This window comes from Nioella aestuarii (genome assembly GCF_050896395.1).
GTDB classification, from domain to species: Bacteria; Pseudomonadota; Alphaproteobacteria; order Rhodobacterales; family Rhodobacteraceae; genus Nioella; species Nioella aestuarii.
The window spans coordinates 121206-135497 of record NZ_JBPBBA010000002.1; the positions used below are offsets into that span (position 1 = coordinate 121206).

Sequence of the window (14292 nt, forward strand, 5' to 3'; positions counted from 1 at the left end):
ATGAAACATGTTTCGATCGGAAAGATCACCTCCGGCAATGACCTTCCGCTGACGGTCATTGCCGGTCCCTGCCAATTGGAAACCCTTGACCATGCCCGGATGATTGCCGAGCAGATGGCTGCAGCCTGCGAGAAAGCGGGCGCGCAATATGTGTTCAAGGCAAGCTATGACAAGGCCAACCGCACCAGCCTCGGCGGAAAGCGCGGTGTTGGCATGGACGAGGGTCTGACAATCCTTTCCAAAATTGGCGCAGAGTTCGGTTGCCCCGTGCTGACGGACATCCATTCCGAAGCACAATGCGCCCCCGCGGCCCAGGCTGTAGACATCCTGCAAATTCCCGCGTTCCTGTGCCGTCAGACTGATCTGCTGCTGGCCGCTGGCGAAACCGGGGCCGCGATCAACGTCAAGAAGGGGCAGTTTCTGGCCCCCTGGGACATGGCCAATGTGGTCAGCAAGCTGGAAAGCACGGGCAATGAACGGCTGCTTTTGACCGAGCGTGGCACCAGTTTCGGCTACAACACTCTGGTCGCGGATATGCGCGGCCTGCCGATCATGGCGCAGTCCGGCTATCCGGTGGTGATGGACGCCACACATTCAGTGCAGCAGCCCGGCGGCCAAGGCGGATCATCTGGCGGTCAGCGAGAATTTGCCCCGGTTATGGCACGCGCTGCAGTGTCGCTTGGCATCGCGGCGGTTTTCATCGAAACCCATGAGGATCCGGACAACGCCCCCTCCGACGGGCCCAACATGATCCCGCTAACCCAGATGCCGCAGCTTGTGGCCAGCTTGATGAAATTTGATGCCTTGGCAAAAGCGGACCCGATTCGCCTCTGACTTTTAGGAGTTTTCCATGACCAAACCCCATTCCGACGTCACCCAGAACACCTGGGCCTTTCTGCGAGACCCGATGATCGCACCCACGGGTTTTCGCGAATACGATGCCCGCTGGAAATTCCCTGATGAGATCAACCTGCCGGGCATCACCGCGCTTGGGCTTGGTCTTGGCACCCAGATGCACGAAGCAGGGATCGAGCCGGTCATCGCCGTTGGCAATGACTACCGCGACTATTCGCTGTCGGTGAAGAATGCGCTGATCCTCGGGCTGATGCAGGCGGGTGTTCAGGTCAAGGATATTGGCCCCGCCCTTTCGCCCATGGCTTATTTCGCCCAGTTCCATCTGGATGCGCCCGCCGTGGCGATGGTGACGGCCAGCCACAACCCCAATGGCTGGACCGGGGTCAAGATGGGCTTTCAGCGCCCGCTGACACATGGCCCGGTGGAAATGGCCCGCCTGCGCGATATCGTATTGGGCGGTGAAGGCGTGGCGCGGCCCGGTGGCGGCTATGAATTCGTTGAAGGCGTGCGTGAGGCATATCTCGATGACCTCGTGGGCGACTTCAAGATGACCCGCAAACTGCGCGTTGTCTGTGCAACGGGGAACGGCACCGCTTCGGCCTTTGCGCCCGAGTTGTTCGAGCGGTTGGGGGTCGAAGTTGTCCCCTCCCACAACGCGCTCGATTACACCTTCCCGCATTACAACCCCAACCCCGAGGCGATGGAGATGCTGCACGACATGTCCGCCACGGTGAAGGACAGCGGCGCCGATCTGGCGCTTGGTTTTGACGGGGACGGCGACCGCTGTGGCGTTGTCGATAACGAAGGTGAGGAGATCTTTGCCGACAAGGTGGGCGTGATCATGGCCCGTGATCTGGCCAAGCTATACCCGGGATCGACCTTCGTGGCGGATGTAAAATCCACCGGCCTCTATGCCTCTGACCCGGAGCTGAAGGCACATGGCGTCAAAGCCGACTACTGGAAGACAGGGCACAGCCACATGAAACGCCGGGTACATGAACTGGGCGCGCTGGCAGGGTTCGAGAAATCTGGGCACTACTTCCTGGCGGAACCCATTGGACGTGGATACGACTGCGGCATGCGCGTTGCTGTGGAGATCTGCAAACTGCTGGATCGCAACCCCGACATGTCGATGGCCGATCTGCGCCGGGCACTGCCAGTGACCTATTCCTCGCCCACCATGTCACCCTGGTGCGCGGATACCGAGAAATACGGTGTCCTGGAGCGGTTGGTGGAGAAGCTGGTCGCACGCCACGCTGAAGGCGGATCGCTCGGCGGGCAAAAGATCGTCGATGTGGTCACGGTGAACGGCGCACGGGTGATGCTTGAAAACGGTGGCTGGGGCCTCGTCCGCGCCTCGTCCAACACGCCCAACCTGGTGGTTGTCTGCGAAAGCCCCGAGAGCGAGGCGGAACTGCGCGCGATTTTCCACGATCTTGATGCCGTGATCCGCACCGAACCCGGCGTCGGTGACTACGACCAGACGATCTGACAGGGGCGCGGGGAAGGATCTTGCAAGATCCTTGCAAGGATTTTCGCCCGCCCCGCCGCAATGTCACGCTTTATTGGGCTGCCGAAGCACATTACGCTTTCGGCAGCCTTTATTTCTTCGAGACATGCCATGCGCCTATTTTTGATCCTGCTTTGCTTCGCCTTGCCTCTGGCGGTCCATGCGCAGGAGGCAACCCAGCCTGATACCACAATATCAGTCGAAAATTCCGTTCAGCAGGATGCCGCCATCGCCGTGCGTATCCGCGAGATCATTCACCAGCTCGACGGGTATGAAAACGTCGCCGTCTATGTCTCGGATGGCATCGTCACCCTGCGCGGAACCACGCTGGATGCCGCCACAGCTGAGGCGCTGACCGGGCTTGTCGCACGCGTGGAAGGCGTCGTGGCAATTGAGAACGAAGTCACGGAGACGACCGACGTCGTGGAACGCCTGACCCCTGCTGTTGAGCGGCTCTGGAATAGGCTGGAGCAGACCATTGCCTTCCTGCCCCTGCTGATGGTGGCGTTTTTGGCCGGGCTGCTAGTGGCCTGGGCCGGCTACATGATTGCCCGCATGAAGAACCCATGGGACCGGATCGCGCCCAATGCCTTCATCGCAGATATCTACCGCCAGATTGTGCGGTTGTTCTTCGTCGTTCTTGGCATTGTTCTGGCCCTTGATTTGTTGAACCTCACGGCGCTTTTGTCCACCATTCTGGGGGCAGCCGGGATCGTCGGCCTTGCCATAGGCTTCGCGGTTCGCGACACGGTGGAGAACTTCATCGCCTCCATCATGCTGTCCATGCGTCAACCGTTCCGACCCAAGGATCTGGTGGAAATCGAGGGAGACACTGGCCATGTCATCCGGCTGACCAGCCGCGCCACGATCCTGCTGTCACCAGATGGTAACCATATCCGCATACCGAACTCCAAGGTCTTCAGTTCCCGGATCGTGAACTACACCCGCAACGATGAACGTCGCTTCACCTTCACGCTCGGCGTGGACGCAAACGCCGATATCGCCGAGGCGCAGGAGATCATTCTGGGGGCGTTGAGCGAACTGCCCTATCTTCTGAAAACCCCTGGCCCGTCGACTTGGGTCGAAGAAGTTGGTGACAGCAATATCACCATCACCGCCGCCGGATGGGTCAAGCAGCATGAAACCGGCCTGTTCATGGCGCGGGGTGAGGCGATCCGGCTGGCCAAGGCGCGGCTGGAAGAGGCCGGAATCACCCTGCCCGAACCCACCTATCGTCTGATCACCGATTCCACGATTCGGCCCGCCCCGGCTCGAAGCGCCAAAGCCCCCGGCGATGCTCTGGACGAGGTCGCGCCCGTTGTTGCCATGCCGGTCCACGCGGAGGATATGCAGGAATTGCAACGCATTGTGGACGCCGAACGAGCGGAAACGGCGCATGATGATCTTCTGACCCGAGAGGCCCCGCAGGAATAGTCGAAACGGGACTGTTTTTTTGCCCTAAGGGTCTTGATCCCGCGCGGCGGGCGGCGTAACTAGCGCGTCACGGTTGGGGTGTAGCCAAGCGGTAAGGCAGCGGTTTTTGGTACCGTGTACCGTAGGTTCGAATCCTACCACCCCAGCCAAGTACTTACCCATATTCAGACTAGTCTTGATTCGGTGCAGATAGTGCCGTGCTTTCCGTGGCTTGGCACGACGGGTTTCTTGGAGAGACTCGAGTACGCGCGCAGGTCTAGCCGATTTCTGGCCGCAGTCTCTGTTTGCGATTCCGACGGTACGAGTTTGAGGAGTTGTGGGGCGTTTCGGTTTACAGGTTCGCGAACTGCTCACGCTGTTCTGCCCATGAAGCCGGTATGCCCGACTTGATGAGATAGTCGGACGTCAGGCCATCGGGCTGCTGTCCGATAGAGATGGCGTCGAGAACGTCTGGCGCGAGCAGCGCGAGATCAACAACATCCTGCACCCGACGTTTTGACGTGCCCTCAGCCTGAGCGATCTCCGAGAAGGGTACTCCTTCGATGATCATCGCCATCCACCGCTGCGCCTTGACGATGTTTTGGACGAGCGTCCGGTCGATCTCAGGTGGGGAATCCCCCAGATGCAGCTTCAGCTCGACCCCGCGTCGGCGCATCCGGAACGGCGACGTGAGGACCAGTTCATCTGTGTTGATCCGGCCTGCATCACAGTCTAGGGCGCGGGCGAGTTCGCCTTGGTTCAAACGGACTGTCAGCGTTCCGGGGATCAGGTCGGCCCGTTCAACCAAACCCAGACAGTGCTTTGGTTGCCCGATGGCATGCAATCTCTCTGATTTTGCAGAAACCTCTGATGCGGACAGATCCCGGATCAGCCGCGCTGTACAATCGTGGCGCTGCAGATGGTCTCTGAGCAGATCGGCAATCAGTCCCTCCAGTTGCTCCGCGGGCAGCCGCCAGGCGTCCGGGTGCTTTTTGCTCCGATCTTTCACAAGCCTGTGGGAGATGTAGTAGCGAAGGCGCTTGCCGTTCTTCCGGCTGTGACTGGGTGTCAACCGGTCGCCGGTTTCGTCAAAGAGCTTGCCAGCCAGCAATGATTGTTTGGCTTTTCGCGATGTGCCGCGAGCCTTCTGAGCTTCCTCCGCCAGTATTTGCTGAACTTGCTCCCAGAGGGCCGGTTCGATGATCGCCGGGTGCTGCCCCTCGAATACCTGTCCCTTGTGGCGGATGCGCCCCGCGTAGATCGGATTGCTCAGGATGTGATGGATGTGCCCGCGATCAAATGGCTTGCCGCCGGATACACGCCCCGCCCCACGCACCCGCCGGCGTGACCTGAGGCCAAGATCCTCAGCACGCTCCTTCACCTCTCGAATGATGCCAAGGTCGAGATACAGATCGTATAGCGTCGTGATCGTTGCCGCCTCGTCCTCGTGAAATTTCAGTGTCCGCCCATCTGCCTGGTATCCAAGCGGGACATTTCCGCCCATCCACAGGCCTTTGCGTTTCGAGGCCGCGATCTTGTCCCGGATGCGTTCTGCCGTCACCTCCCGTTCAAATTGCGCAAAGCTGAGAAGCACATTGAGCGTGAGCCGCCCCATACTGGTCGCAGTATTGAACGACTGGGTGACCGATACAAAAGACGCTTCGGCCTGATCCAGTCGCTCCACCAGCTTGGCAAAATCAGCAAGGGATCGGGTGAGCCGGTCGATCTTGTAGACGACGATCTGATCAACGCGTTTCTCGTCCACCGCCTGCATCAGCCGCTGCAAGGATGGTCTATCGAGGTGCCCGCCCGAGATCCCGCCATCATCATAGCGGTCCGGAAGCAGCTCCCAGCCCTCGTGTTTCTGACTGGCGACATAGGCCTCACAGGCCTCGCGCTGCGCATCGAGCGAGTTGAAGTCCTGCTCCAGCCCGTCTTCGGAGCTTTTCCGGGTATAGATGGCACATCGGATCCGGCGCATCACTGAACCCCGAAGAAGCGCGGACCAGACCAGTGCGCACCCGTGATGTGTTTGGCGATGGCCGACAGTGAGCGCCAGGATTTGCCATCCATGACGTAGCCGCCGTCGATCACTTCAACCTGATAGGTACGCCCATTCCATTCCCGAACCAGATGCGATCCCGGTGTGGCGCTGGCCGGTACTGATTTTCCGGCTGCGATCTGCTTCAGGCGGCGGGTGGTTTTGGCCGAGACACCGCCCAGCGCTTTGTTCTGCATCTCCCAGATCAGCACACGCCTCATAAACTGCGGCGAGAGATATTTGGGCGGTGGCCGACCGAAGGCCGCTCTCCAGCGATCAAGACATTCAGCTCGATCGAGCGCCGCGATCTCCGCCATCTGGTTTGCCAGCTTATCTGAGCTACCGGGGTTCATGGATCACAACCTTCGTCGACAATCCGATACACCGATCCGGTGTCGGTATCACTGCGGGCGATCACGCAGCCTGCTTTACGCTGCGAGGATATCGCGGCCCGCACTGTGTGGGGCTGCCAGCCAAAGGCCTTCTGGATCTGCGCGATTGTTGCGCCGGACTTGCGGCTCAACAGCTGGCGCAACTGCGCCTGGCGTGTCGGTTTCCTGGTAACCGGTTTTGATCTGTTGGTCTGCTGCGGTGTTGGGCTTGATACAGTCATCGGTCTCTCCACTCTGCGGGCAAAGGCCAGTCCTTCGCCCTGTACTGAGTGGAGCCCGGACCGCCCGGGCGACATACTTCATATCACGTGGTCAGTACCGCTCCGCCACGCACAGAAGTCCAGTGGTTATTGCGGTTTGGGGCCGGAAGCTACGCCCAACACCTCGGGCGGATAGTGTGAATTCGCCGCGCGAGCGAGCTGATCAGGCGCCCACGCCGAGAACTGACATTCAGGTGGCCCCCAAAAGTGTGTGGTTCTCTGCACCACCGCATGGCGGCTCCGAGTCCATACAGAAAGTGATCAAGTCGTAGCTTTCGTAGCTGCAGCAAGGTTACCAAACGGAGCCATCGGCTACGCTGCGACGCGAAAAGCAGTCGTTCGTTCAAGGTGAAGCGAGCTTTCGGGCCTCGATATCCGAGTTGGGGACTTCTCGATCTTTAAGCGATCGAGAAGAGCAGAGGTACCGGCCCGAAACAGACACCCAATCAGGGGATCGGTTGTGCGCCGAAGAAATCTTCCAAACCAAGCTCACGGACGATATTGAGAATGGTGAATGACCGTTCCATACAACAACCCATCCTGGCTCACACCCTCACTACCTTTAGCCTGGTTTTCAGGTCGGTCCGGCAGAAAGCATGCAAGAAACAGGTCTGTTCGCTGATATCGAGCATCTCCTGCGCGGTTTCATCGCTCTCGCCGGTTTCCAGATAGACATGGGTCTCGATCGGGTCGGCCTCGCCGGCCTTGCCGGTACCGCCCGACGCGCCGCCGAGCGAGAAATGCGTATCCTGCACGATGCGATAGTCGGGCAGATCCAGTTTCAGCATCGACACGAAGCGCCCGAACTGGGTCATGAAGCAGAAGCCGATGCCCGCAGAGATCAGCGTATTGGCATCGGGCGCGCGGCCGTCTTCCGACGACAGGAAGCGGAAGGACGTGCCATAGGGCGAATACTGCATCTGCTGGATCTCCTTGATCCCGTCCTCTCGCAGAACCGCCACCGCCCCGATATTGAGCCGCCGGTCCTGTTCCTCCGACAGCGACGAGCCCGCGGTTGCGGTGCCCTTGGCAACCTCTTTCTTCGGGGTCAGCCCAACAGGCTCCATCAGGGTCAGGCCACCCGCTTCCGGCGTGGACCTGGCGAAGTGATCGCCGGGATCGGGGAAGAGTGGCGCGTCCAGCTCGGCCACCTTCGCGGTCGGCAGTTCCGTGCCGTTCTTTCCCAGCTTGAACAGGCTTTCAAGCTGGCCACGCATCAGCCCGTTCAGGGGCGAAGCATAGGTGGCATTGATGAGGAATTCGTTAAGCGCCGCGTCATCCAGGTCGCAGTCGATCTCGACGGTCAGTTCAATGTTCTCGGCCCCGCCCACCATGGTGCGCTTCGGCATCGAGCCCTTCATGGTGTAGTAGTTGTCCTGGATGAGCTTGAGTTTGCGGATCTCGACGCCCTGCCGGTCGGCCAGCGCCAGGATCTCGTTCATGAAGCTCGCCACCATGCCGGTGGACAGGAACGCCAGCGGACAGGGCGCGGCGTCATGGCCGTTGAGATAGGGCCCCTCGTCCGAGACCAGCCGCCACGTGTCGCCGGTTTTGGCTGACCTGACCAGCGCCTCTTTCTGGAACCCGCTCAGGGCCCGGACCCAGGTGCGCAAGGCATCGCCCTTGCGGTTTTCCGGCGCGTCGATGGAAACCTCATCGGCATTCGCCAGCTTGAAGAAGGGCGGCAGGCCACTGCTACCAATAATGTTGTCGCCGATCCTGGCCATAGCGTGTTCAGTCCGTTCGTTTTCTTAGCCGATAACCGGCCAAATCCAATTGTGGGAAAGGCGCCGGGCGAACCCGGCGCCGGTCCGGTTAGTCCAGCACACCGACTTCGCGGTAGTAGCGTGCTGCGCCGGGGTGCAGGGTCATGCGCCCGATGTTGGCTGGCGCGAAGGCCACATCCAATGCATCCACCCAGGGAGCGTCCGAGGTGATCTGATCAACGTTGTCCCAGAATGCCCGTGTGATCTGGTATACGATCTCTTCGTCGAGATCCGCGCGGATGCCGATGCCGACCACGGCATTGAATGACATCACCGCAGTTTCGTTGCGCTGTCCGTCATAGAGACCGGCAGCAATTTCTTCGCGGAAGCGGAACGGCCCGAGCGCCTCGGTAACTGCTTCACCTTCATGGCTTTCCGGGCCGATGAAGCGAATTTCCTCGGTTTCGGTAAACTGAATGAACTGCCCACAGGGATCGAGACAACCGTTTACGTAGACGTCGATCATGCCATCCAGAAAGGCCTGGAAACCTGTCTGCCAGTTCGCGGTGATGGCCTCGTAATCTTCGCCGGCGACAAGGCCGGTGGTGGCCTCGACCCAGGCGTTTGCCGCGCTGAACGCTCCGCCGCCTTGGGGGCCCAGGAAGACCGACGCACCTTCCAGATCGTCAAGAACCTGGATGTCGCTGTCTGCGCGGACGGCAAAGTGATACTGGCCGTAGGGATAGAGCATCAGAAGCTGAAGGTTTTCCGAAAGCGCCGGGGCGTCGGGTTCGCCGGAATACATCGCCCGACCATTTGCCATCAGGTTCCAAACAACGGGATTGGTCATCGACATGTCCAGGTTGCCGCGTGCGACCTCCATCATATGAAGGGTCGCGGCACCGCCGCCCGAGACCTCGATCGAGACGCCATCAAGATTATCGGTGACGACATTGGCGAATGTAGCCATGGTGATGGCCGCACTCAGGCTCGGAGCGATCGTCGCCATTCGGAGTGTCGTTTCCTCCTGGGCCTGGACCGCTCCGGCCAGAACGATGGCCGAACAAGCGGCCGTTGCTAGTTTGCGCATGATTATTCCTCCCAGTGTCATGACGCTTCGGGGGATGCCGCCTGATCTATCGGCGAAGGTTCACCCCCCAGGAACCGGTGCAGGACGACAAGTCCAACACCAGCGAAGAAGGCCGGAATGGCGAGAGCCATGTTCGGCACGAGAACGGTTAGTCCAACGATGACGCGCATCAGGCGTTCAAACAGATGCAGCCTGTTTTTCTCGAAGCCCGTCAGAGCCGAGGCGAGCAGCCACATCGCCAGCGTGAAAGCAGCAAGGATCCAGAAGAACTCTCCCCAGCCGACCGTCGTGATATCGACCATGGCGCGTGAATCTGGCAGATCTCCGCCGAACCATTCGAACAAGACCTGCAACTTGTAGAGGACTGCCGGGTGATAAACGAAGACGAAGGGGATCAGGAACCCCGCCAGCGAAAGCCTGGCTGCCTGCAATCCCGTCTGCATCGGATTGGCCCCCGCGATGGGAGCCGCCGCAAAGGCCGCCAGCGCCACGGGTGGCGTGACGGTGGAGATCACGGCGAAGAACACGACGAAGAGATGCAGCGTCAGCGGCGCAATCCCCACGGCGTCGATGCCCGAGGACAACGCGATGACGATGATGAAATAGGTCGCCCCGGGCGGCAGCCCCATGCCAAGCACAATGGCACCGAAGGCCACGATCAGCAGCGTGGTGAAAAGTGGCCCGGCCGCCAGTTGGGCCAACATCAGCGACAGCCGGCCAGAGAAGCCCGAAACCTGGATGAGCCCGACGATCAGACCAATCGCAGCGACGATGACAACGATGGAGGCGGACATGCGCCCGGCGTCCGCCAGTGCGCGATAGATCTTGTCCCAGGAGCGGAATCCCCGAAACAGGACCAGGGCACAGATGCCGGCGGTCACGAAGCCATAGAACCCGGCCTTCTGCACCGAGGGCTGCTCGAACAGGAAGTAGCTCAACACCCCCAGTGGCAGAATGAAGACGAGGGTCTGCACCCGTTCCTGCCGTGTCAGGCGCGGACACTCCTCGGCGGGTAGCGGACCTACGCCCTGACGGCGCGCCTCGAAATAGACGGTCAGGAATGTGCCTAGATAGTAGAAGATCGCGGGAACGATGGCCGCGATCACGATGTAGCGGTATTCCAGCCCGATCTGACCGGCGACAAAGAAGGCCACGACGCCCATGACGGGCGGCATGACCTGCCCGCCGGTCGAGGCCGCCGCCTCAACCGCGCCGGCAAAGGCAGGCTTGAAGCCCGAGCGCTTGATCACCGGGATCGTCATGACGCCGGTCGAGACCACGTTGGAAATCGCCGCACCGCTGAGCGTCCCGAAAAGGGCGGAGGACGCAACTGCGGCATGGGCTGCACCGCCGGTGAACCGCCCCGTCATCCGGTTTGCGATCTTCATCAGCAAGTCCCCAGCCCCGGATGCCATCAGAACCGCGCCAAAGACGATGAAGATCAGCACATTGCCTGAAACCACCTGCAGCGGCTGGCCGAACATACCCCCGGTCTGGGACCAGAAATTCAGCACCATGGATCGCATCGACTGGCTGAATGACGACTCGGATCCGGCAAAGATGCCCGTCCATTCGGGCAGAACGCCGCGTGTGAAGAAATAGATGATCCAGAACAGGCAGAAGCCGACGATGAATCCGCCGAACTGCCGCCATGTCAGGTACAGGACAATAGCCGTGGCCAGCGGGAACAGCCCGAAATCCACACCGCGCGCAGAGGGCAAGGCGCCTGTATCGACGGCCAGAAGCTTGGTAACCCAGATCAGCAAAACGATGGTCGACAGAGCCGTCAGCGCCCAGTTCAGCCAGCGCCATCTCAGGGGCAATGTCAGCAGCGAAATGGAGAAGGCAAAGAGCAATGGTAGGCCGAGGATCAACCCGGTCGGCAGCAGAAAGCTCCGCTCGAACGCCTTGAACGCGGCCCCCAGCCAATGCTCCCGCATCAGGATGCGCTGATCTCGGCGCGAGAGTTCCTCGAAACCGGGCGTGGTGGTTTCGATAATCCACCGCACCAGTTCCGATACCGGGCCCGAGGCCGCATAGATGATGATCACCATCGTGAAGGCGAAGGCCACGAAATTTGCGACCCGTCTTTCGAGAGCTTTCTCTGTCATGGCATCCCCGATCCCTGCTTCGGCTCGATGTCAGGTTGCTGATCGGGATCGGGCGCATTTTGCGGATCGATCATGTCCGCCTCGTCCCAATAGCCGATCAGCACACCCGCCTTTTCCTCAAACGCGGTAAAGCGCGCGGCGGCGGCGGCATCGTAGGTCTCGCGCTGACGGTAGGTCAGTGACCAATCGGCCAGATACCGGTGCATGGTTTCTCGGATATCTGCATGATCCGGTGACGGTCCCAGATCGTGTAGTTCCTCGACGTCGTTCTTCAGATCGAACAGAACCGGATCAAAACCGGGGGCGTGGATGTACTTCCACTCTTTCGTGGCCACCATGTAGATCCGGCAATCGCGCGGGCCTCGCCCGATCGCGGGGGCGAAGACCTGCTGGTGATAGTCCAGTTCGCTGAAGACGGCGCCATTCACGTCCTGCGCCTCGCCGGTCAGCAGCGGCCTCAGCGACACGCCGTCCAGCAGATGCTCGGGCGGGGTGCCGCCGAAATGATCGATGAAGGTCGGCAACAGGTCGATCCCCTGCACCAGCGCGTCCGACACGGTTCCGCGCGTGGCATCCATGGCCGGATCCGGATCGGCAATGATCAACGGGATCTTGACCGACGCGTCGTGGAAATACTCCTTGTCGCCCATCCAGTGATCGCCGAGATAATCACCGTGATCCGAGGTGAAGACGATGGTCGTGTTTTCCAGCAGACCCCGTTCTTCCATAAAGGCAAAGAGAATCCCAAGCTGATCGTCGATCTGCTTGATCAGCCCCATGTAGGTCGGTACGACCTTGCGGATCGCCTCCTCCCGGCTGAAGGTCTGCCCAGCGATCCGGTCGATGAAATGTTTCATCAACGGGTTGGTATCAATCAGTTCAGCTTCGGCGCGCACCGGGTCCTGCACGTCGTCGGGGCCATACATGTCGTGATAGGGCGCAGGCGCGATATAGGGCCAGTGCGGCTTGATATAGGAAAGGTGCAGCAGCCAGGGTGCCTTCCCGTCATCTTCGGCCATGAACTCCATCGCCCGCCGGGTCATATAGGGGGTCTCGGAATCCTCCTCCGACACGCGCGCTGGCCTGTCGGCGATGTCGTTGAAGAACCCTGAACGCACCCCTTCGGGCGTATCCACGGCATTTGCAGCCCAGTGCCAGGGATTGCCGCCTTCATGTCCCTTCGCACGCAGGTAGTCGTTATAGCGTGGCTGGCCCTTCATCATCTTCATCATGCGGTCAGGATAGATACCGTCGTCCCTCTCGAACGGTTCAAACCCGGCTTCGCGGTGATGCAGGCCGATCTCACTTTTCGGGTCGATCCCGAGACGCGCCATCCCGTCGCGATCCGGCATCATATGAGTCTTGCCCACAAGGACAGGGCGAACCCCAAGCGGTTTCAGATGATCACCGATATTGCGTTCGCCAATACGGAGCGGCACGAAATTGGCGGTGGCCCCATGGGTGGAGACGTAGCGCCCGGTGTAGAAGCTCATCCTGCTCGGCCCACAGATCGGGGAGTTGCAATAGGCGTTCGAGAACCGGACACCCCGCGCTGCAAGGGCATCCAGGTTCGATGTGTGCAGGGTTTTGTGGCCGGCGCAGGACAGATAGTCCCACCGCAGTTGATCACACATGATGAAGAGGATGTTGCGGTGTCCGGCCATTCGATCAGCCCTCCGCCGGGGCGCGGTCCGGGACCGGGCCGATATTGACGATGTCGTATTTGTCGTTGAGCGCGGCCATTCTTCCTTCGTCTTCGAAGTCCGCTTCGCTCATCGTGGCCAGTTCCGCCAGAAACTGATCGAAGCCCGATGGCTGGTAGATCATCAGCATCCGCCCTGCCTCGCAGCCATCAGCCAGCACGCAGGCGTGGGGAACACCGGGGGGGATGTGCAGGCAGGTGCCGGGCGTGGCGGTCATCCAGTCACCGTCGACGTGGAAGTCGACGGATCCCTCCAGGATGTAGAAGGTCTCCGCATGGTGGCGATGCAGGTGGAGGCCCAACCTGAAATTGGCTTTCAGGTTGTCCTCCATCAGCGTGTACTGCCCACCTGTGTCCGCGGCTGAAACCTTCACGAAGGTATGATCCGCAGACCAGTCGTAGTTGGGGCCACCTTGCGGGGGCACGTAGGAATACCGCTTTGACATCGCTCAGAGATTCACCTTGCCACCATCGACGTTCAGCGTCTGGCCGGTGACGAAGTCGCTGTCGGGCGTTATCAGGTACATCAGCGATCCCAGCAGATCCTCGGGCAGCATGTCGCGCTTGATCGAGCGGGAGGCGACCGTCGGCGCACGCGCCGGGTCGAATCCGGTATGGCCCTGCAGCGCCTCGCTCTCAGTCAGGCCGGGGGCGATGGCGTTCACCTGGATGTTCTTGTCGCCCAGTTCGCGCCCGTGGCAGCGGGTCAGCGCGATCACGGCGCCCTTGGAGGCGGTGTAGTGGCTGAGGCCCGGAGGACCATAGTAGAACGTGCCCGATGCGATGTTGACGATCTTTCCGCCACCGGCCCGCATCATCGCGGGAACCACGGCCTTGGTGGCCTGATGCACACCACGGGCGTTGACGGTCATGACCTTGTCGAACTCGTCATTGTCGATCATGAGGAAGGGCTTAGGTTCCAGCGCGGCAAAGATCGACGCGTTGTTGACCAGGATATCCAGGCTGCCAAATTCCGTCTCGGTGGCTTCGACCATGGCGGCGAGGTCATCATCCGAGGTGATGTTGACGCTCAGCCCCATGGCCTTGCCGCCATCCGCCTTGATCGCGTCAACCGTTGCGGCCGTATCCAGCACATCCGTCACGACGACATTGGCGCCTTCCTCGGCCATGCGCTTGGCCATAACGGCGCCAATCCCGCGCGCGGCCCCGGTGATTACTGCGGTCTTTCCATCCAAACGGCCCATGGGCTCT

Annotated in this window: 12 protein-coding genes and 1 tRNA gene; 4 read left to right on the forward strand and 9 right to left on the reverse strand. The window is 60.6% G+C overall.

Annotation, left to right across the window (positions count from 1 at the left end; all coding sequences use genetic code 11):
- From kdsA to ACROHD_RS02140, 4 genes are all read left to right on the forward strand, one after another.
- The gene (gene kdsA / locus ACROHD_RS02125) at positions 1–834 is read left to right on the forward strand and encodes a 3-deoxy-8-phosphooctulonate synthase (RefSeq protein ID WP_432675635.1); all 834 of its coding nucleotides are present in this window, start codon (positions 1–3) and stop codon (positions 832–834) included.
- A gap of 16 nt (positions 835–850) precedes the next feature.
- Complete coding sequence (locus tag ACROHD_RS02130) at positions 851–2347, forward strand: phosphomannomutase/phosphoglucomutase (protein ID WP_432675637.1); 1497 nt, start codon at positions 851–853, stop codon at positions 2345–2347.
- Positions 2348–2476: 129 nt separating this feature from the next.
- Positions 2477–3799, forward strand: coding sequence for a mechanosensitive ion channel domain-containing protein (locus ACROHD_RS02135; RefSeq protein ID WP_432675639.1), 1323 nt, complete (start codon positions 2477–2479; stop codon positions 3797–3799).
- Positions 3800–3873: 74 nt separating this feature from the next.
- Positions 3874–3948: transfer RNA gene (locus tag ACROHD_RS02140), tRNA-Gln, on the forward strand.
- A 182-nt stretch (positions 3949–4130) separates the two neighbouring features.
- Here the strand turns inward: ACROHD_RS02140 and ACROHD_RS02145 are convergent.
- The 9 genes from ACROHD_RS02145 to ACROHD_RS02185 all read right to left on the reverse strand — a co-directional run bounded on the left by ACROHD_RS02145 (position 4131) and on the right by ACROHD_RS02185 (position 14285).
- Positions 4131–5759, reverse strand: a complete 1629-nt coding sequence (locus ACROHD_RS02145; RefSeq protein WP_432675640.1) for a recombinase family protein — start codon at positions 5757–5759, stop codon at positions 4131–4133.
- Positions 5759–6136, reverse strand: coding sequence for a DUF2924 domain-containing protein (locus tag ACROHD_RS02150; RefSeq protein ID WP_432675642.1), 378 nt, complete (start codon positions 6134–6136; stop codon positions 5759–5761). The genes ACROHD_RS02145 and ACROHD_RS02150 overlap by 1 nt, the downstream gene beginning before the upstream one ends.
- A 32-nt stretch (positions 6137–6168) precedes the next feature.
- Complete coding sequence (locus ACROHD_RS02155) at positions 6169–6432, reverse strand: DUF3489 domain-containing protein (protein ID WP_432675644.1); 264 nt, start codon at positions 6430–6432, stop codon at positions 6169–6171.
- Between the two features lie 584 nt (positions 6433–7016).
- On the reverse strand, positions 7017–8198 hold the full coding sequence (locus ACROHD_RS02160; protein ID WP_432675646.1) for an OsmC family protein: 1182 nt from the start codon (positions 8196–8198) through the stop codon (positions 7017–7019).
- Between the two features lie 88 nt (positions 8199–8286).
- Positions 8287–9267, reverse strand: coding sequence for a TAXI family TRAP transporter solute-binding subunit (locus tag ACROHD_RS02165; protein WP_432675647.1), 981 nt, complete (start codon positions 9265–9267; stop codon positions 8287–8289).
- 17 nt (positions 9268–9284) lie between these two features.
- The gene (locus ACROHD_RS02170) at positions 9285–11378 is read right to left on the reverse strand and encodes a TRAP transporter permease (RefSeq protein WP_432675648.1); all 2094 of its coding nucleotides are present in this window, start codon (positions 11376–11378) and stop codon (positions 9285–9287) included.
- Positions 11375–13042, reverse strand: coding sequence for a sulfatase-like hydrolase/transferase (locus ACROHD_RS02175; protein WP_432675649.1), 1668 nt, complete (start codon positions 13040–13042; stop codon positions 11375–11377). The genes ACROHD_RS02170 and ACROHD_RS02175 overlap by 4 nt, the downstream gene beginning before the upstream one ends.
- A gap of 4 nt (positions 13043–13046) precedes the next feature.
- On the reverse strand, positions 13047–13526 hold the full coding sequence (locus ACROHD_RS02180) for a cupin domain-containing protein (RefSeq protein WP_432675651.1): 480 nt from the start codon (positions 13524–13526) through the stop codon (positions 13047–13049).
- Positions 13527–13529: 3 nt separating this feature from the next.
- Positions 13530–14285 (reverse strand): SDR family NAD(P)-dependent oxidoreductase, encoded by a 756-nt coding sequence (locus ACROHD_RS02185; RefSeq protein ID WP_432675653.1) that lies wholly within the window; start codon positions 14283–14285, stop codon positions 13530–13532.
- Positions 14286–14292 lie beyond the last annotated feature (7 nt).

Coding starts and splice junctions, on each gene's coding strand:
- kdsA (WP_432675635.1), top strand. CDS start 1: ATGAAACATGTTTCGATCGGAAAGATCACCTCCGGCAATGACCTTCCG.
- ACROHD_RS02150 (WP_432675642.1), bottom strand. CDS start 6,136: ATGGCGGAGATCGCGGCGCTCGATCGAGCTGAATGTCTTGATCGCTGG.
- ACROHD_RS02165 (WP_432675647.1), bottom strand. CDS start 9,267: ATGCGCAAACTAGCAACGGCCGCTTGTTCGGCCATCGTTCTGGCCGGA.
- ACROHD_RS02160 (WP_432675646.1), bottom strand. CDS start 8,198: ATGGCCAGGATCGGCGACAACATTATTGGTAGCAGTGGCCTGCCGCCC.
- ACROHD_RS02130 (WP_432675637.1), top strand. CDS start 851: ATGACCAAACCCCATTCCGACGTCACCCAGAACACCTGGGCCTTTCTG.
- ACROHD_RS02185 (WP_432675653.1), bottom strand. CDS start 14,285: ATGGGCCGTTTGGATGGAAAGACCGCAGTAATCACCGGGGCCGCGCGC.
- ACROHD_RS02180 (WP_432675651.1), bottom strand. CDS start 13,526: ATGTCAAAGCGGTATTCCTACGTGCCCCCGCAAGGTGGCCCCAACTAC.
- ACROHD_RS02135 (WP_432675639.1), top strand. CDS start 2,477: ATGCGCCTATTTTTGATCCTGCTTTGCTTCGCCTTGCCTCTGGCGGTC.
- ACROHD_RS02145 (WP_432675640.1), bottom strand. CDS start 5,759: ATGCGCCGGATCCGATGTGCCATCTATACCCGGAAAAGCTCCGAAGAC.
- ACROHD_RS02175 (WP_432675649.1), bottom strand. CDS start 13,042: ATGGCCGGACACCGCAACATCCTCTTCATCATGTGTGATCAACTGCGG.
- ACROHD_RS02155 (WP_432675644.1), bottom strand. CDS start 6,432: ATGACTGTATCAAGCCCAACACCGCAGCAGACCAACAGATCAAAACCG.
- ACROHD_RS02170 (WP_432675648.1), bottom strand. CDS start 11,378: ATGACAGAGAAAGCTCTCGAAAGACGGGTCGCAAATTTCGTGGCCTTC.